We start from the raw sequence: 16,558 nt of genomic DNA, 5'->3' as shown, positions 1-16,558 counted from the left end.
TCACCCAGCAACTGGAAGTCCGAGTCCGATTGTTCGGCGAACGAGTCCGGCATTGGGTCCGAGAGATCAGTGAGTTCATCGATCCCCGACGCAGGATCAGTGACACCCTCAGTGGCATTCGTGACGGTGAAGACTTTCACCGTTGCATTTTCGATCGCTTGGCCGTTCTGGTTCTCAACCGTGCCACTGATCGGACCCGTTGGTGTCAACGTTCCCGTCGACACCAGATCCGTCCAGCTACCGGTCGTGTGTTCGGTCTGGGTCTGCAGACGGACCGTGTACTCTTCCTCGTCGGAGAGGTTCTCGATGTCGATGGTCGTGAAGTCGTATGGGACGGTGGTGTGGGTGGTCCATGTCGATGTGTTCGTCTCGCGGTACTGGACTTCGACCTCGCCGTAGTTGGTTATCACCGTCTCGCGGTCGACGGTGATCTGGCCCTCCGATGGCGTCGAGAGTACAGGTTGGTCGTCGGCTGGGAGCGTGGTGGTGGCGCTGGTGGTGCTGTTCGTGGTTCCTCCGTCGACAATCACTCGAACATCGTATTTCTCCCCGTTTTTCAGCCCCGTAATTGTTTCAGAGGTGGTGGTGCCGGAGACAGTCGAATACGTTTTCCACGTAGAGGAGTCTGAAGGCTTGTATTCCACATTTGTTTGGCCGTCATGGTTTGACTCCCAATTCAGTTCAGTTGATGTGGAACCTGTGTTAGTAGTTGAAAGGCTGGAAAGTAGTTTCACATCGGTGTTCATAGACACTATGTGGTTTATATTTCCAGTTTGTGAGGTGTCCGACCATAATAAGGACCCGTCAGAACTGTCTAAAGCCCCAACTTCACCGGTCCCTATACCATAGAATACCTTTTTACCATCATCTGACGCATAAATAGCATGCCCCTCATCTATTGCAGTGCTTAGTTCAGTTCGCCACTGAAGATTGCCTGTTTCAGCGTCTAATGCTTCGGCTTGTATGTGTCTGTCGTTGGATTCAGTGTTAGTCACATAGACTGTTTTACCATTTGGTGAAACAGTGAGATCGTGGGTCCCATAGTTGTCAACAGTGTATATCCACTGGGTTGACTGATTTGATACCCACGTAGCAACTGTTTCTCCGTTGCCGCTGTCACCAGCCACTTCCACATATACTTTAGATTCATCAGGCGAAAGGGCGATGTCATTAACACTGTCCACATAAAGGGTAGTCCAAAGAACATCACCCGTGGAACTGTCAATAGCAGTAACTCGCCCCTGATCGTTACTGCCATGATTCCCACCAACGTAAAGAGTTCCCCCATCACTACTGATGGCGAATTCGTCCATACTTGAACCCGTTATACTTACTTCCCAGTCAACTGCACCCGTTCCAACGTCCACAGCGCTGATGTTATCATCATTAAAGTTGTTATGGTAAACTGTACCCCCATCCGGAGAAACGATAGATCCAGTGGCATATGAGGCAGTTGTCGTGGCTAATGGGATGGTTTTATCCAGTGTTCCATTTGCCGCATATATCCTGTGCATATCCGCATCATCGCTGTTATCATGAGCGTACACGTATTTTCCGTTAGGCCCTTTATGTACGTCATAAACACTACTTGAGAAAGTGTATGACCAGATAGTGTTTCCAGTTTCCGGGTCGGATGCTTCAAGTGTATTATCATCAGAAGTTGATAGAACTATGCCAGTTTCGTGGCTTGTGGCTTCAACAGTTCCCGATGTATCCGGATCCACAGGTTGTGTTCCGATGACCACCACTCCCACGAACATCGACGTGACCACCAGCACGGCGACGACCGCAGGCACGGTCCGCCGGCCAGCACGCGCGATCGACGCCTTCGAAACAGCCTCCCGAACTCGCGGCGCGGCTGGATGCCCGACGGCGACGACTGTCGCGAGCACGACCGGCGCCGACGTGGCGACGATCGCCTCGAGCGCCAGCGATGGCAGGCCGACCTGGGCGAGCCGAACAACGTTGACGGCGAGATCGGCGACGCCCGGCGCGGCGACGAGCACCGCGCCGACGTGGGCAACACGTACGCCGCGGTAGCGGTAGGACCAGGTGCGACGGAACAGCGCGAACGCGCCGGCAGTGTAGCCGATTCCGATCACGCCGGCACCAGCCCAGCCGACGTGATCGGCGAGCGCGGCCGTGATCGGGTTGGCTTCGTGGACTGCCGTGGTCTCGATGAGCGCGACGGTCAGCACGAACGCCAGCGCCGTCGTCGACAGCGCGGTCAGTTCGAGTCGGCGAAGGGTGAGTTGGCGGGCGATGCGACTACTGATGGTGGATGTTTCGGACATGAATGGATGAACCTCAATTTGCGGCAGTCTTTTGACGGCGAGTCACGAATTGTCGTGTATGGCACGGGCCGACGCCACCGGCGACGACACTGAACTCGCCACCGTCATCGGGTTGTACGCTCTCGGCGAGCTGACGCTCGGCCAAGCCGCGAGCCGAGTCGACATCTCGAAAGAAGAAATGCGGGCGACGCTCGTCGACGCCGGCGTTCGGTTGCGGCTGGGCCCTCAGGACCGTGATGCGGCCCAGAAGGAAGTCGATGTCGCGCTCGACATCGAATGAGTGAGTCGCCGCGCCCGGTGTATCTTGATTCGACAGTTCTGTCGAACCTCGCGCTAACCGACTCCGTCGATGTGCTCTTCGAGTGTTTTCAAGATCCGGTCGTTCCCGAGCCAGTCGCCGATGAACTGGCAGATGGAGCCTTCGACGACCATCCCCACCTGAATCGGGCAATCCTCCAGCTTGAGCCAGATAACGCGGAGATCGTGCAATCCCAGTACGACGAACCGAATCTTTCGCAGGATTGGCTGCGTCGTGAATCCGTTGCGGTGCCCGATTACCCAGACGAGATCCGCACCGTTGATCCGGGAGAAGCAGCGGTCTTAATTCTCGCCCACGAACACGGTGGTGTCGCCGCGACCGATGACGGCGACGCTCGTGATGTCGCCAACTCGCTGGGTATCGACTGCACCGGCTCACTCGGTGTGCTCGCCAAGGCCGTCCACACCGACGTGATTGATGTCGAGACGGCCGATCAGTGGCTCGCCGAATGGATTGACTACGGGTACTACTCGCCGGTGGAGTCGGTGAGCGAACTGCTGTAAGACGGGCGATGCGACTGCTGATGGTGGATGTCTGAGTCATGAATAGTGAATCTCCGATTTACCGCACCCGAACCGTTTTGCCGCCGCCGTCCCGTCGATTCAGTATGTGCCCCGGTGAGGGCGACGCCGAGGACTGCCCGGGCGACGACGACACGCCGTTCGGTGACGCGCTCCATGACCTCGCCGTCGATGCCGATACCGACATCGACCCCGTCGAGGCGGTTCGGGAGCTTCGAGAGCGCGAGCGGCGCTGAACGAACCAAGTACGCCGAATCGATTTCCTGTTCTCCGCCCGATACGGGAATGTGTCCGAAATCACGGGAAACCATTTAGTTCCTCCCGTTCCTCTCCCCGAGTATGTCGAAAAGCACCGACGAGCGCGGGCGGCTGTATCTCCCGAAAGACGTTCGGGAACGGTTTGGTACCGAGTATCGCGTGGTCGAACTCCCGAACTACGTCGCGTTATTCCCCGTCGCTGAGGACCCGCTTCAGGCCGTGCAGGCTGCCGTCGGTGACGCCCTCGACGACCAGTCCGTCGAGGAACTGCAGGCTGCGGCCCGACAGCACGGGCGGGCAGAGATCGCTGCCGAGCGCGAGGCCATCGACGCCCGCGACGACGAGCAGTAGCGCCATGTTCGTCGAGAGCGATTTCCTGTTCGCACTGGCAAAGCCAACCGACTGGTTGCAAGCAGATGCCGAGGCCGCCCTCGAAACGGCGGACGTGCATACCTCGATTGCGACCTATGCTGAGTTCCTCCAGTATTTCTACGACCCCGACGCCGGGGCGTACACGATCGCTGCCGCTGAACTCGTTCCAAACCTGTTGGAACTGGTCGCTGTTCGGCCGGCCGAGCACGAAGATGCGCTGTTGGCCGCGGCCGCGTTTATCGACGATCATGGACTCACGCCCTACGATGCCCTCCACGCCGGCATCGCCCACGTCGAGGGGGAGACCGTGCTCTCGACTGAACAAGACTACGACGCGGTCGGCATCGACCGCGTCCCGCTCGACGGGTATGCCGACCGACGTGCGGAGTGAGTGAACGATGCGACTCTTGCGTGTGGTTTCGAACATGAATGAGTAACCTCGATTACGAAGCGGCGAGCAGCACGGCGACTGGAGTGAAGAACACGGCGCCAAGGACGCCGCCAACCGGCGCGACGACGGCCAGCGGCAGGATGGTCAGCGATAACTCGGCGCCGAAGGAGAGGCCTTCGAACAGCGCGATCACGCCGCCGAGGGTGCCGAACACGAACGATGCGACGACGAGCGTGAACGCCAGTGTGGCGCCGGTCCGGCGGCGGTTGTCGCGTGGCGGGGTTGCAGTCGCCATCCCTACCACTCCTTGTCCTTGAGCAGCGCCGGCGTCTCGATACAGCGGACGATCTCTGTCATGATCGCCACGTCGGACTGGTCCTGCACGGCGTCGTGGGACTCTGCTTTGCGCGAGCGCGCGAGATCAACGAGGTCGTTTGCGGTCGAGTCCCGCAGGTGCTCGCGCTGTTGGGCCATCGCGACGACGATCTCGACCTGCGCCATGAACTCGTGTTTGCTTCGATCGGCCAGCACGACGCCGCCGAGGTAGCCGTGCTGTTCGTCGACGCGAACCCGGCGGTGGTCGGCGTAGAGTTCCCGTTCCGGTTCGCCCTCTGCGTCGAGCGTCGACGGCGCGACGTAGACCTCCGGGTCGGTCAGTTCGACCTCGACGTTGGCGTCGTGGGTCGCGTACTCCTCATCAGGGTCGCCGAACAGTGCGGTGCCAGAGAGGATCGCCGGTGCGGACTCTTTGACGAGCTGGTGGGCGATCCACTCTGCCCGCGAGGTGCCGCCGTGGTCGGCGTGGCCCCGATCGTCGGCGTCGTCGGACTGTGGCAGGCCGGCCTCCTCGCCCCACCAGTTACCGCGGGCGCCGAGTGCAGGGCGGTCAGTTGCGTCGCTATCCGGCTCGTCGCTGTGGCTGGCGCTCTGAGACATGGTCAGGCAAGAGGACTGTCGGCACTGTGTCGCTCGCAGTGCGGTGGCGGCTCGGTGCCGTTCGCGGTGGCACCCCACGCCGGCTTTGAGTCCGACGGTGGGTCAGCCCGCAGGTGTCCTCGCGTGAGGACCACCCACTGGAACGTCTCTGGCTAAATCGTTGGCCAGAAACAACTTAAAGACTCCGCCAGAGTGTCCAAAAAACATCTTTTTCTCCGGCAGTAGTACGACGGTACTGTTTACTCGCTCGCGTGCGAGTGACTACTCGTCGAGCACGTCGTCGGCGTGCTCGTCGAGATCAAGGAGTCGGGACATACGCCGGTGTTCGCGGATAAGGGTTCGAAACACTTCGGCGTCCGACTTACAGTCATCACCGAACTCCCGTTCCAGGTACTCGGCTTGGGAGTCGGTGATGTCCGCCCGCTTTTCGACCACAGTTTCACCTCCATTACCGGCAGGATTGCGGCGGGTGTGTGTTAAGTTCCGGTGAGTCTCACAGCCGATAGTTGCGCCGAACTGGTTCGGGAGCTCGGGTTGACCTGAAGAGTTAACCAACAGGAACCCCGGATATGCGCCCGATTATTGGTTAATTCTCACATCGCACGCTGCTCCCGCCGCGGCGCCGCCAGCGTCTTGTCGACGACGGCCCAGCCGTCGGCGGTCTTCTCGATCAAGTCGTACTCGTCGAGTTTTCGGCGGTACTTCAGCGTCGCCGACCGCGAGTTCCCCCCGCCCAGATCCTCGTAATGGTCGTGGATCTGTTGCGGACGCAGGGGCCCGTGCTCCCGGATCGCTCGATAGACGAGATGGTGGTCGCGACCGAGACTCTGCAACTGTTGCTCGCGGATGCGCTCGTTCGCGCGGTCGAAACAGTCGTCGATATCCTGCTCGCGGACGGTCGTGTGGCCGCGATCAATACCGAGGTCGACCGCCGAGCGCAGTGCCTGCACGCCGAAGCGGGCTGACCCACCGGCTTCGGCGACGATGCGTTCGAGCTGGGTGTCGTCGACGGCGCCGGTCTGCAGTGCGACCTCGCGACGGGCATCGAGGATCGTAAACAGCGCATCATCGTCATACGCGCCGAACTCCACGATCTCGGCGAAGCGCAGACAATCCGCCCGATCCGGCACCTGGCCTAGTGCGTTACTCCGGCGATGGCCGATCAGGATCAGCGACAGCCACTCCATGCTCGCGAGGTCGGCCAAGAGATCAGTTTCTTCGAGGCCGCCGATCTCGTCGAGGATTACGACGAACGGCTGCTCACCCGCGGCAATCCACTCCTGAAGTTCTTCTGTACTGGCGTTCGGTTTTGCGATGGCCGATGGGTGTTCGTCGGCGATTTTCTGCAGTGCCTCCCAGCGGGTGTTTGACGTGCAAGAGACGTATGTCCAGCCGACGCCAAGTCCTTCGGCTTCTTCGAGAAGGAACTGCGCCGCCGAGGTTTTACCAACGCCGCTGGGGCCGATCTCCCAGCAGGACTCCGCCGGCTCACCCGCCGTCGCTGGCTCGAGCACGTCGCTGATCCGCTGGAGTTGCGGCTCACGGCCGGGCATCGCTTGCGGGAGGTGGTTTTCCTCCAGCTTCTCCGGCGCGACATACATAGTTGATAGGTGAGGGGAGGGTGGGTAATAAAGGGCCGCAGAGGGGGGGGTTCGGAAATTCGAAAGGCAGCAATGAGAAACGAAGATCTACAGAGACGCCGCGTTCTACCAGCCGCGCGGATCTTCGGCGCCGTGTTTCTCGAGGAATGCTATCTGATCCATTCAAAATGGATTCTTGAACAGCGTGTTTTCATAGAGATTGCGAGGCGGATACCCCGACCCTTGAGGTCGGGGAGGAAGCCGACACTCGATGACACAATCCACACGCGATGGCAAGGCCGACTCCCCCACTTTGAACAAATACTTTCAAGTATCTTCAACAGTACTAATGAAGTATGGAGGTCGTCCGCAACATCCAGATAAAGCTCGACGTTCCCGAGGATGCACACAGCGTTCTCGATGCAACGTTCGAGCAATTCCAACAGGCGGCCCAACACGTCGCTGACGTTGGATGGAGCGACGACCCCACAGAAATCGAGGACATCAAAAACACGCTCCACGACCAAACTTACACGGAGGTTCGGGAGCAGACCAGTCTGCAAGCCAGTCTCGTCCAATCCGCCCGCAACCTCGCCGCCGACGCACTCGGCAACTGCAAAGACCGAATCCTCGACGACGGCAAGAAAGCCAGCAAGCCCGAGTTCCGAGGCTCAGTTGTCGTGTACAACGGTCGCACCATCACCTATCACGACGACCACGTAACGCTCGCAACCGTGGGCGACCGCGTGACCGCCGAGTTCGTCACACCCGAAGACGACGCGGGGACACCCTTCGCGGAGTATTGGACGGACGACTGGGAACGCAAGGAAGCCACGCTCCACAAACGGGACGGAGCATACTATCTCCACGTCGCAGTCGAGAAACAAGTCGAACCCGCTGATTCTAGCGACGATTCGACCGAGAACGGAGTGGTTCTCGGCGTCGATTTGAACGTGGACGGCTACCTCGCCGTCACCAGCACAGGAGCGTTCCTCGGTAATGCAGACTACCTCAATCACCGCCGCGACGAGTATGAGCGTCGGCGCGGCAACCTCCAACAGACAGGGACTCGTTCCGCACACCTCACCATCAAGAGCATCGGCTCACGGTTCGCTCGGTGGAGCGCGGACTACCTCCACCGCGTGTCGAAAGCGATTGTGCAGGAGGCCGTGGAGAACGATTGTACGGCGATTGCGTTCGAGAACCTGAAACACACTCGTGAGCGTATCTCCAACGCCTCGAAGTTCCAGCAGTGGGCGTTCCGCGAACTCCAACGCCACGTCGAATACAAAGCCGAAGAGTACGGTATTGACGTGGACGATGTTGCCCCTGCCTACACGTCCCAGCGGTGCAGTCACGGCGAGTGCGGCTTCACGCACGAGGACAACCGTGATGGTGACGAGTTCGAGTGCCTGAAGTGTGGAAAGGAACTCCACGCCGACTATAATGCTGCCCGAAATATTGGGTGGCGTCTTGTCCAGCACTGGCTCAAGTCTGGTGCTGGACGGGCCACCAGTCAACTGGCCCTGAAGTCAGGGACGCTGAACGCGAATGGCACTTTCACGCCTACCGAGTTACTCGGTTAGAGCGGGAGTCCACTGACAAGCCTCGGGGCTTGACCCCGAGGCGGTTGACCTTGAGTGACATTATTCCCGTACCGCACGGAGGGATATTCACTCTTGATTAACTCGTTTGATGTACCATGTTGTTCCGTCGGAGGACCCACCCCATTTCTTCACTTGAAGATCGGACTCCAGATCTTCGATTGAACCCATTACTGCGCCAACCTTTTTTGCTGAAATACCGAGTTTTCCCGCAACATGCCGACTCTTAGCAAATGTTTCCCCAGCACAGAGTTGGCCCTCTATGTACTCAAGCACTCGTTTTTCAGTCGGTGTAGAATCAGTTGAGCTCATTTGCCAGAGTGAATGCGACTCGAAGCAATCAGGATTACGGAAGAACACATGAATATATCCGTTTGGAAACCAGTGGGGACGCTCCGCGAGCCCTGAGTTCGACTTACCGCGCACAACACGTTCTCGAATTGCTCGGCGGTTCGGTGGAGTGCGTCGCGTTGCTCGTCGGAAACAGCGAGTTTTACGACGGCGGTTCGACGCACGTCCATAACTTCAGAGAGAACCCAACGGTCCTTATATACCCGGGAGTCGGTCGCAGTGTGGCGGTTGTGTCGTACCATGTCGGTTTCCTCCCCGACCTACTTGCTCACTCCGTTCGCTCCTTGAGGTTGGGGGCTCCACCTCGAAATGCTGAGACAGCCCACAAACCATCACGTATCTTGGGGGTTCCTCGGGTACTCGAAATACAGGCCGGAGACAGTCTCCTGTGGGAGATAGATCCGTCGTTCAGTAACAGTTACCGTACCGTCAATCACGGACCTGAATAAGTCTGCAAGGTCACGTCGATAGCTCGTCGTCCGTTGTTCCATTATTGCGAGCCCATCACCGTGGAGACTCCCTCGGTTGATGATGTATATGCGGACAAAGTCGCGTCGTTGACTATCAGTTGCGTCTGTGAGATACTCCGGAAGATCGACAGATGCAGTTTCGTTTTTCGGCCCGGTCGGGCACCCAAGGGCGACAAGCGCACGACCAAGGAGGGCATGCTGAGATTCGAGCCGGATTTCAGAGACCCGCTCTTCCCGTTGAATCTGTCTCGGGGATAATCCAAGAGTCTCAATAGCGGAGATCACATCGTCTTCAATTTCCGGTTCAGGGATAAATGACGGGGCAAAATCCCGTTCAGCAATTGTACCGCCACTCAGGACAGCTGCAACTAAGTTGATGAATGCACCTCCGAGGGGCGACTGGATGGACGCATCAAACCAATCCAGTTCCGACGCGGCATCGCACGTCTTCACTAGGTCGGGTTTACTTCCCTTCATCCAATTATATATCCGTCCGTAGGGTAAGTCCAGTTCTTCTGCTGCTTTGGTTGGGCCTGTATCGGGGTGTTCTTCAAGCCACGCCATCGCGTCTCGATATTCGTTCAGTAATTCTGCCCCAGTGGCGTGCTTCTGTGGGTCATATGTATTAGCGAGTTCAGGTGGGGTTAGTAGTGGGACCATTTATCGATAGTAGTTCGAGGGAGTATACTCATGAATCTTATTCGTCACCCGCCCTAAAGGGCGAGGCTTGTCGGTGGACTCCCGTTCTGGCCAACCCTATCGTGGGAGTCCGCCTCCACAGTCGGCAAAACAGAGAACAGCCGTCGCTATCCGGTGTAGCGTTCGAAAGAAGTGAAACCGGAAGACCGGCACGAAGCCGGTAGTTAGTTACTGGGAGTCGCGAGAGTCAGTTACTCTCGTCGACCGGCCAGCAGCGCCGCGGCGAGGAGTGCGACCAGCGCGACAGCGACGCCGAAGCCGGGCGTCGTCGTCGTGGTGGTGTCGTCCTCAGGCGTCTCAGTCGGCTCGTCCGTCTCCGGAGCGTCAGTTGCCGTCGGCTCCGGCGTTGCCGTCTCAGTCGGCTCCGGCGTTGCCGTGGCCGTCTCAGTCGGCTCCGGCGTCGCGGTTGCCGTACCGACCTGTTCGACGACCTCACCGTCAGCCTGAGCGATAGTGCTACCGGTAGCACGGACACTCGCGGTGAACTTGTCACCGGTAGACTGTTCGCTGAAGTCGAACGTCGCAGTGAAGGTGCCGTCTGCACCAACAGTCACGGTCTGCGTGTCGTAGAAGCCCGGCTGGGTGTCCTGCGAGCGCACGCGGACAGTGAGCTCCGTACCAGGTGCCAGGTTCGTCTGGCCCGTAACCGTCTGGCCATCAGCGGCAGCCACCTGAACAGGCTCGCTGTCGAACATGGTCGACATGGACTCGACCGTGAAGGTCGTGCTCACGGACTGGTGATCATCGGCGCTCGTAGAGCCGAGGAGACGGTCGTCAGCAACCGTGAAGGTTGCGTCGAACTCGTCACCGTCCGCGAGGTCCACATCGTCCCCGTTCCGCTCGAAGTCGGCGTTTTCGAGATCGACGAGGACGTAGTAGGTGCCGTCCCCGTTGATCACGTCAATCGCGTTGAGCGAATTCGTGACGTTCAGCGTCTTCGGGTCCTGGTTCTGAATCTGGTTCGTCTGCTCGACGGTCAGAGTGAGGCTTCCCGACTCGATGGCATCCGCAAAGCCACCGTCGGCGTCGATAACCCCCTCAAGACCCGTCGCAGAGATCTCGTGGATGGCGTAGTCGCCCATCGTGATGGTGCTGTCTTCCGTGACAACACCATCGTCGACGAGCGTCGACACGTCGTCGGCAGTGACCGCACCGTCATCGTTCGCGTCGAGTGCGGCGTTACCGGGTGCCGTCCACATGGTCATCCCGTCAGTCGAACGGTCGCCGATGAACAGCGTGCTCAGCTCCTGCGGGCTGTCGATCACATCGGCTGCGGAGCCAGACGTACTCACAGCGAGCGTGTAGTCACCCTGCGCTGCGATCGCGCTCAGCTCCGACTCACCGGTCAGAGTCGCACTGTCGTCCTCACCAGCAGCGCTGACGATCGCACTGTCGTCCGCGTCAGCGTTGCCCGCGAGGTACGTGTTGAACAGGACCGTCACCTGCCCATCGTCGTCACCGTCAGTGAAGGATACGTTCGCTTGGTACCCGTCCTGCTGCTCGTCACCGATGACGAGCGTCCCACTCGAGGCAGCACCGGTGAGATCAACCGTGATCTCAGCGACGTTCCCCTGCGGGACGTTCAGCGATCCGCTGTGCTCGAAGGAAGCGGCACCTTCGCTGGTGTCACTGACCTCGATGTCGGCCGAAGCCGACGCGTCCGTATCAGCAACAGCGAAGTCGAACGTGTAGTTGCCAGCATCAACGTCAGCGAGGCTGACACCGTACTCGGTGCCATCGCCGACGTTCTCGACAACAACACCGTCACCCGCAGCTGCGCCGTCACCGTCGACGTCAGTGTCCTCAACGCCGAAAATGTCGGCGACCTCATCGTCGTCAAGGTCGTCAGACGTCACGACAACGTCGAAGTCCGAACCGCGGTTGTCGGACCCGAAGTTAATCGTCGTGTCGCCAGCTGCACCGATGTTGCCCACTTCGTCAGCACCGAACGACGCGGAGAAATCCTGATCAATGACATCGAAGGAGAGGTCAGCGGAATCCGCCCCGTCGTTCGTGATGTAGTAGCTACCCGTGTCGAGGCCGCCCGTGTCGATGACGATCAGGCCGTTCTCCTGAACGCTCAGGGTTCGCTCGGCCGTGTTGGAGTCATCAGGCGAGCCACTGCGGAGGACGTACTGGTCCGAGCCAGCGTCGCCCGCCGTGTCGAAGACGACGTCCTGACCGGAGAAGACGATCGCACCGTTAGAGGTCTCCTCAGGCGTGTCGTCTGCCGGCGGCTCCGGCGTCGGGGTCGGCTCCGGCGTCGCCGTCGGCGTGTCGCCGCTTTCGACGACAGTAATCGTGCTGTCCCCACTGATGTCGTACTGCGAATCAGTCTGGACGAAGCCGTCGAAGGTGTACTCAGTGCCAGCCGCAGCATCCTCCGGGACAGTGACCTCGTAGGTCACTGTGAGATCGGCGTCCGCTCCGGTGGGGCTGTTGAACGTGACTTCGCCGTTGGCAACGTTATCAAGGCTGCCTAGCCCGTCGATGATTTCGACATCGAGGGAATCGTCGAAGTCGTCGACGATCTGAATGCCACCGCTTTCATTGCGTTCAACCGTGATGTCTACAGTTGTCGACTCGCCAGGGGCGAGTTCGACAGAGTCGATACTTCTGTCTGCAGTGATATGACCATCTGCCGCTACCGCGCCGGTGAAACCGATACCGGCGACGAACACGGACATGATCATGAGGGCAGCGAGAGCGATCCCGCGTGCCTTCGTTTGGTTATCTCCTGTCATTGTTGGTTGTCTCTTGTGTTTGTGTGCTTATTCATCAACCGGGTCCCCCGAGAGGTACGAATTGAGGAGCTGGTTCAGCTCGGTGTCCCCAAGGTCGCCTCCCAGGTAATCCGACACAGCGGAGTTAACGCCGCTGTCTCCAACAACACCGCTGTCGTTGGTGTACTCGGCGTACCACTCGCTGTCAGCCGGTTCTTCCTCGATCGTCAGGTCGCCAGTAGCCTCGCTGTCCTCGGTCCACACGGAGTGGTTGTACTCGCCAGCAGCGAGTTCACTCGCGTTAACCTCGAACTCAACGGTGCTACTTGCACCCGCGTCAAGGGCAACCGACTCGGTAGTCACGGTGTCTCCGTCGAGACGGAGTTCGACGTCCTTCTCTCCGGAGAGGTCACCGTTGTTCTCCACCGTCGCGCTGACAGTGAAGGTCTCGTTGTGCGCAGCCGTGTAGTTCTCAGGTGTCAGGTCGCTGACCTGGAAGTTCGCATCGGTAGCCTCGTCAATGACGATACTACCGGTGCTGGTGCGGTTGACTTCGACAGCAGTCGACACCGACGTGCCCGTCGCACCGGTCTCGGAAACACCGGTCAGAGCGAGGGAGACGCCGGGGTCATTCGCAACAGCCGGAACCGGACTCAGCGTCGTCCGGTCGGATGCGCGGTCGGCGAGAAGTTCGAAGCTCTCCTCACCTTCGGCCAGGGAGATGTCCGAGTCGAAGCCCTGGAACTCGAAGTTCCGCATGTCAGAGTCCGTCAGGGAGACAGTCTCGACAACGTCCCCGTTCGCCGGGGTAGCGTCGTCGTAGACCGTCGCCGTGAAGTTGTTGAGGTCGTCGCTGTCTGCTTCGAAGACCACCGAGACATCAGCTTCCTCGTCAGAGAGTTCACTGACGAAGATGGTGGCATCAACACGGTTGTCGTCATCGTCGGAGACAACACCGGTGATGCTACCGCTCTGGTATTCCTGGTCGAGGACACCAGTGAACTGCTTGTCCGTGTGGTCCTCACCGACGGCGTTCGGCATCGTGGCGTTGACCGTCACGTTGACGTCATCGCCGAGACTCGCGTCGTCGGTTCGCAGGTAGACCTGCGCTTCGTTGTCAGTGAAGTTACTGGAGCTTGCGCTCGTGTCGATGGTGATGCTGTCAGCGCTGTGGCTCACAACAGTGCCACCGGCCGTCTCGTTGAGGAACTCGCCGTCGAAGTTCGCGTTATCGACGGAGACGGTGACTTCACCGCCAATCGGCTGTCCCTCAGCCGAGGTTTCCACATTGATCACGTCGACCGTTTCACCGTCACGCGGGATCTCCTGACGGGTGTCGTCGCTGACGTCATCGAACTCAGCGATGTCACCACTGCCAATGTCCTCCGCGGATGGGAGCGTGCCGACGTTGGTGATGTTCACCGTGTCAGCGTCGACGTCCACCTGCTGGACGTCGAGAGACACGTCAGCCGGCTGCGAGTCAGCGTTCTGCTGGACGTTCACGACCTGGTACCCCTGAGCGTTGGCGAAGCCAAGCGTGGGGTTCTGGTCGCCCGCAATCACAGCGTAGTCGACGCCGGTCGAGCCGTTCGTGTACAGCGCGGTCAGGCGGAACTCACCGTCGCTGTCAGTCTGGGCCGTGTGATCGGCCGGGACATTGGCGTACCGGTCGTCGGTTGCCTCGTACGTGAGGTTGTTGCTAGCCGTGAAGGTGTACTCACTCGGCGCTTCGAACGAGCCGTTGTCAGACACCTGAACGGTGTAGTCACCGGCTTCCAGGACGTGGACCGAGAAGTTCACGTTCCCGTCACCGTCCGTATCCTCAGCGTTGAAGCCGGTCCCGATGATCGACGTGTTCTGGCTGAGCTTCGTGTCGTCAGCCTCGAGCACGCCGTTCGTGAACAGGTAGTCGGTCTCAACGTTCAGGACTTCACCGGTTTCGTTGTCGACAACGCGAACGGACGCAGACGTGTTCGCGTTCTCAACAGTCTGGCTGTTCGCTTCCAGACGGTCCATCGTCACCGCGTGGACACTCACGCCCTCAGTGTTGTCGCTCGCACTGAGCTGCGTGTCAGACTCGTACTCGTAGACGTCACCACTGATTGCGCCACTACCGGACGGCGGCTCGGCCTCGAACGTCACCGTCGTGGTCGCCGTCACGTCCTCAGCGGGTGAGTCACCTGCCGGGGACGCCTGGAACTCGATAGTGACCTCAGTGTCTTTGTCAAGCTCATCGAAGGTCTCGGCCGTCGTGAGACCCGTGAACTCAGCGATACCGTCAGCGTCAGAAGTGACGGTATCACCCTCCTCCAGCCCCTCGATAATCGCGGGACCGTCAGAGGAAATGTTCGTGATCTCGACCGTGCCGTCCTCGAAGGCCGACAGGTCGCCTACGGGTTCTTCGTCCAGCGTCTGGACCAGGGTCGAAATGTCGACCGTACTACCAACATCCACAGTGGAGCTGGGGTCGACATCATCAATCGACAGCTTGTCCGCGTCCACGTTCCGAGTCAGCGTTAGCGAACTCGAATCGGACGTCTGAGTCGTCTCGTACAGACTCAGCGTCGTAGTACTGGACTGGAACTCACTCGTGTCGGCACCCGCGCGTGCGGTGTACCGAACCTGGTTGTTGTTGTCAGAGCCAACAGTCAGGCCGGTGAAGGTCACTTCACCGTTTTCGTTGGTCTCCTTGGTCTCGAGAACGAGTGCTTCGTCGTCGTAGTCGCTCTGCAGCCAGAGTTCAACGGAGACGTTCTCCTGGCGGTTACTGTCCCCATCCAGGACCTGGATGGTGACACTACCCTGAGTGCTCGACCCGACCTTGAGGTCGGTCGTAGAAGCACTGTAGGGACTGCCGGACGTGTAGCCGGCGATCTCGTAGTCGTTAACGTTATCGCTGGCACCCGGCAGGTCAGCCGTGTTGACCGTCAGGGTAACATTCGTCGTGTTACCGGCACCAACGGAGACGTTCTCCTCGAACGCCACTACAGTGAAGTTATCCTCATCCACCGAATCGGTCAGGGTACCCGGCGTCTGAGTGAAGTCAATCGACCCGTTCGCATTGGACGCGACAAGCGAGACGTTCTGCTCGACTGTCTCGTTACCAGTGTTTTCGAGGGTCAGTTCGTAGGTGACCTCGGTGTCGTTCGCGGCCACGATAACGGGCGTGCCGTCAGCACCCGTGATCGAGTTGGCGTTCAGCCCGTTCAGGGTGAAGGACGTGCTTGCCTGGTAGTTCTCGTCCGTGACAGCCCCGAAGTCGGCACTTGCGTTATCCGCGGCTGCGTACACGTCATAGCTACCGAGTTCGAACGCATTCCCATTCGAATTCGATAGGTCAACAGTGTAGTTCGTGTATCCTGTTCCGGTATCACTACCGGTGACAGAATCCGAACCTTGGTGGATGACCTCGTTACTACCGTCGTAGACAGCGAACTCAGCGTCCGCACCGTCCGTATGACTGACGTTGATGTATGCAGTCTCGTCGCCAGTGCTCACATCAACATCATTCGCGGTTACGCTGTCAGCGCCAACAAGATCGAAGGTATCGGTCTCCATCGAGTCGCTGTTGGCAACGTCGGTAACCGTATACGTCAGTCCGGTGGCCGTGGTCGAGTCTGACGTGTCGATCGAGGACACATTCAGATCGAAGTTCACGGTGTCGCCATCTACGGACTCTACATTGATTGTGATGTTGTTTGCGTCCTTATCGAACTCTGTAACGGACGCGGAGCCACTGGTATTAGCGGTGACAGTGGCCTGGGCATCACTAATGTTAGCGTTGTTAGCTAGGTCATCAGCGCTAACATTAATCGTGTTATCATTACCTACACTACCTACTTCGATTGTGAACTCCTGACTGACGCTGTCTTGGCCGACAGCGATGTCACCAGGAGTCCCGGCAGTATTGACTGCCGCCGCCGCACTTCCGGCGAAGGCGACAGTCATGCCGAATACCGACATCACCATGAGGGCGGCAAGGATGATCGCCCTTGCCTTCTCATGGGGTGTGGAATTACCTGTCATGTGTTGTAGTTATT

The 16,558-nt window shown here is 59.1% G+C and carries 15 protein-coding genes; 6 read left to right on the top strand and 9 right to left on the bottom strand.

Features of this window, described 5'->3' with window-relative positions; genetic code table 11:
• Positions 1–2,294 (bottom strand): outer membrane protein assembly factor BamB family protein (locus BMZ83_RS16140; protein ID WP_177191580.1); only part of this gene is annotated, 2,294 nt, incomplete at its 3' end.
• A gap of 58 nt (positions 2,295–2,352) precedes the next feature.
• Between BMZ83_RS16140 and BMZ83_RS15020 the strand changes: the two genes are divergently transcribed.
• The 5 genes from BMZ83_RS15020 (at position 2,353) to BMZ83_RS15005 (ending at position 4,155) form a co-directional block, all read left to right on the top strand.
• Entirely contained in the window at positions 2,353–2,574 is a 222-nt protein-coding gene (locus BMZ83_RS15020; RefSeq protein WP_079990219.1) for a UPF0175 family protein, read from the top strand.
• Complete coding sequence (locus BMZ83_RS15015) at positions 2,571–3,116, top strand: hypothetical protein (RefSeq protein WP_074880521.1); 546 nt, start codon at positions 2,571–2,573, stop codon at positions 3,114–3,116. Before BMZ83_RS15020 ends, BMZ83_RS15015 begins: the two co-directional genes overlap by 4 nt.
• Before the next feature lie 104 nt (positions 3,117–3,220).
• Positions 3,221–3,370 carry a hypothetical protein gene (locus BMZ83_RS17015; protein ID WP_166623308.1) on the top strand — a complete coding sequence of 50 codons (150 nt, stop codon included), beginning with the start codon at positions 3,221–3,223 and terminating at the stop codon, positions 3,368–3,370.
• A gap of 103 nt (positions 3,371–3,473) precedes the next feature.
• Complete coding sequence (locus tag BMZ83_RS15010) at positions 3,474–3,743, top strand: hypothetical protein (RefSeq protein ID WP_074880518.1); 270 nt, start codon at positions 3,474–3,476, stop codon at positions 3,741–3,743.
• Positions 3,744–3,747: 4 nt separating this feature from the next.
• Positions 3,748–4,155, top strand: coding sequence for a PIN domain-containing protein (locus BMZ83_RS15005; protein WP_074880514.1), 408 nt, complete (start codon positions 3,748–3,750; stop codon positions 4,153–4,155).
• 52 nt (positions 4,156–4,207) lie between these two features.
• Here BMZ83_RS15005 and BMZ83_RS15000 read toward each other — a convergent pair whose 3' ends face one another.
• The 4 genes from BMZ83_RS15000 to BMZ83_RS14990 form a co-directional block, all read right to left on the bottom strand.
• On the bottom strand, positions 4,208–4,450 hold the full coding sequence (locus BMZ83_RS15000; protein WP_074880511.1) for a hypothetical protein: 243 nt from the start codon (positions 4,448–4,450) through the stop codon (positions 4,208–4,210).
• 2 nt (positions 4,451–4,452) lie between these two features.
• Positions 4,453–5,091 carry a hypothetical protein gene (locus BMZ83_RS14995; RefSeq protein ID WP_074880508.1) on the bottom strand — a complete coding sequence of 213 codons (639 nt, stop codon included), beginning with the start codon at positions 5,089–5,091 and terminating at the stop codon, positions 4,453–4,455.
• A 261-nt stretch (positions 5,092–5,352) separates the two neighbouring features.
• A complete protein-coding gene (locus tag BMZ83_RS17010; RefSeq protein WP_166623307.1) occupies positions 5,353–5,526 on the bottom strand; it encodes a hypothetical protein in 174 nt (57 codons plus the stop codon).
• A gap of 158 nt (positions 5,527–5,684) precedes the next feature.
• On the bottom strand, positions 5,685–6,692 hold the full coding sequence (locus BMZ83_RS14990) for a Cdc6/Cdc18 family protein (RefSeq protein WP_074880505.1): 1,008 nt from the start codon (positions 6,690–6,692) through the stop codon (positions 5,685–5,687).
• A gap of 335 nt (positions 6,693–7,027) precedes the next feature.
• Here BMZ83_RS14990 and BMZ83_RS14985 point away from each other — a divergent pair, with 335 nt between their 5' ends.
• Complete coding sequence (locus BMZ83_RS14985; protein ID WP_074880502.1) at positions 7,028–8,257, top strand: RNA-guided endonuclease InsQ/TnpB family protein; 1,230 nt, start codon at positions 7,028–7,030, stop codon at positions 8,255–8,257.
• Between the two features lie 87 nt (positions 8,258–8,344).
• Here the strand turns inward: BMZ83_RS14985 and BMZ83_RS14980 are convergent, their stop codons facing one another.
• The 4 genes from BMZ83_RS14980 to BMZ83_RS14965 form a co-directional block, all read right to left on the bottom strand.
• Positions 8,345–8,587 carry a DUF7123 family protein gene (locus BMZ83_RS14980; RefSeq protein ID WP_074880499.1) on the bottom strand — a complete coding sequence of 81 codons (243 nt, stop codon included), beginning with the start codon at positions 8,585–8,587 and terminating at the stop codon, positions 8,345–8,347.
• A 371-nt stretch (positions 8,588–8,958) separates the two neighbouring features.
• Positions 8,959–9,756, bottom strand: coding sequence for a hypothetical protein (locus BMZ83_RS16575; protein ID WP_143077011.1), 798 nt, complete (start codon positions 9,754–9,756; stop codon positions 8,959–8,961).
• A 230-nt stretch (positions 9,757–9,986) separates the two neighbouring features.
• Positions 9,987–12,539 carry a BGTF surface domain-containing protein gene (locus tag BMZ83_RS14970; protein ID WP_074880492.1) on the bottom strand — a complete coding sequence of 851 codons (2,553 nt, stop codon included), beginning with the start codon at positions 12,537–12,539 and terminating at the stop codon, positions 9,987–9,989.
• Between the two features lie 27 nt (positions 12,540–12,566).
• On the bottom strand, positions 12,567–16,544 hold the full coding sequence (locus BMZ83_RS14965) for a surface glycoprotein (protein WP_074880490.1): 3,978 nt from the start codon (positions 16,542–16,544) through the stop codon (positions 12,567–12,569).
• Positions 16,545–16,558 lie beyond the last annotated feature (14 nt).

Source organism: Halolamina pelagica (genome assembly GCF_900115675.1).
GTDB classification, from domain to species: domain Archaea; phylum Halobacteriota; class Halobacteria; order Halobacteriales; family Haloferacaceae; genus Halolamina; species Halolamina pelagica.
Note: the sequence above shows the minus strand (reverse complement) of the source record. Positions and strands in the feature narration are given on the sequence as shown.

What these genes read in the sequence shown, in the direction of transcription:
- BMZ83_RS14970 (WP_074880492.1), bottom strand. Translation starts at nt 12,539, where the DNA reads ATGACAGGAGATAACCAAACGAAGGCACGCGGGATCGCTCTCGCTGCC.
- BMZ83_RS14980 (WP_074880499.1), bottom strand. Translation starts at nt 8,587, where the DNA reads ATGAGCTCAACTGATTCTACACCGACTGAAAAACGAGTGCTTGAGTAC.
- BMZ83_RS14990 (WP_074880505.1), bottom strand. Translation starts at nt 6,692, where the DNA reads ATGTATGTCGCGCCGGAGAAGCTGGAGGAAAACCACCTCCCGCAAGCG.
- BMZ83_RS15020 (WP_079990219.1), top strand. Translation starts at nt 2,353, where the DNA reads ATGGCACGGGCCGACGCCACCGGCGACGACACTGAACTCGCCACCGTC.
- BMZ83_RS15015 (WP_074880521.1), top strand. Translation starts at nt 2,571, where the DNA reads ATGAGTGAGTCGCCGCGCCCGGTGTATCTTGATTCGACAGTTCTGTCG.
- BMZ83_RS14965 (WP_074880490.1), bottom strand. Translation starts at nt 16,544, where the DNA reads ATGACAGGTAATTCCACACCCCATGAGAAGGCAAGGGCGATCATCCTT.
- BMZ83_RS15005 (WP_074880514.1), top strand. Translation starts at nt 3,748, where the DNA reads ATGTTCGTCGAGAGCGATTTCCTGTTCGCACTGGCAAAGCCAACCGAC.
- BMZ83_RS15000 (WP_074880511.1), bottom strand. Translation starts at nt 4,450, where the DNA reads ATGGCGACTGCAACCCCGCCACGCGACAACCGCCGCCGGACCGGCGCC.
- BMZ83_RS14995 (WP_074880508.1), bottom strand. Translation starts at nt 5,091, where the DNA reads ATGTCTCAGAGCGCCAGCCACAGCGACGAGCCGGATAGCGACGCAACT.
- BMZ83_RS15010 (WP_074880518.1), top strand. Translation starts at nt 3,474, where the DNA reads ATGTCGAAAAGCACCGACGAGCGCGGGCGGCTGTATCTCCCGAAAGAC.
- BMZ83_RS14985 (WP_074880502.1), top strand. Translation starts at nt 7,028, where the DNA reads ATGGAGGTCGTCCGCAACATCCAGATAAAGCTCGACGTTCCCGAGGAT.
- BMZ83_RS16575 (WP_143077011.1), bottom strand. Translation starts at nt 9,756, where the DNA reads ATGGTCCCACTACTAACCCCACCTGAACTCGCTAATACATATGACCCA.
- BMZ83_RS17015 (WP_166623308.1), top strand. Translation starts at nt 3,221, where the DNA reads ATGTGCCCCGGTGAGGGCGACGCCGAGGACTGCCCGGGCGACGACGAC.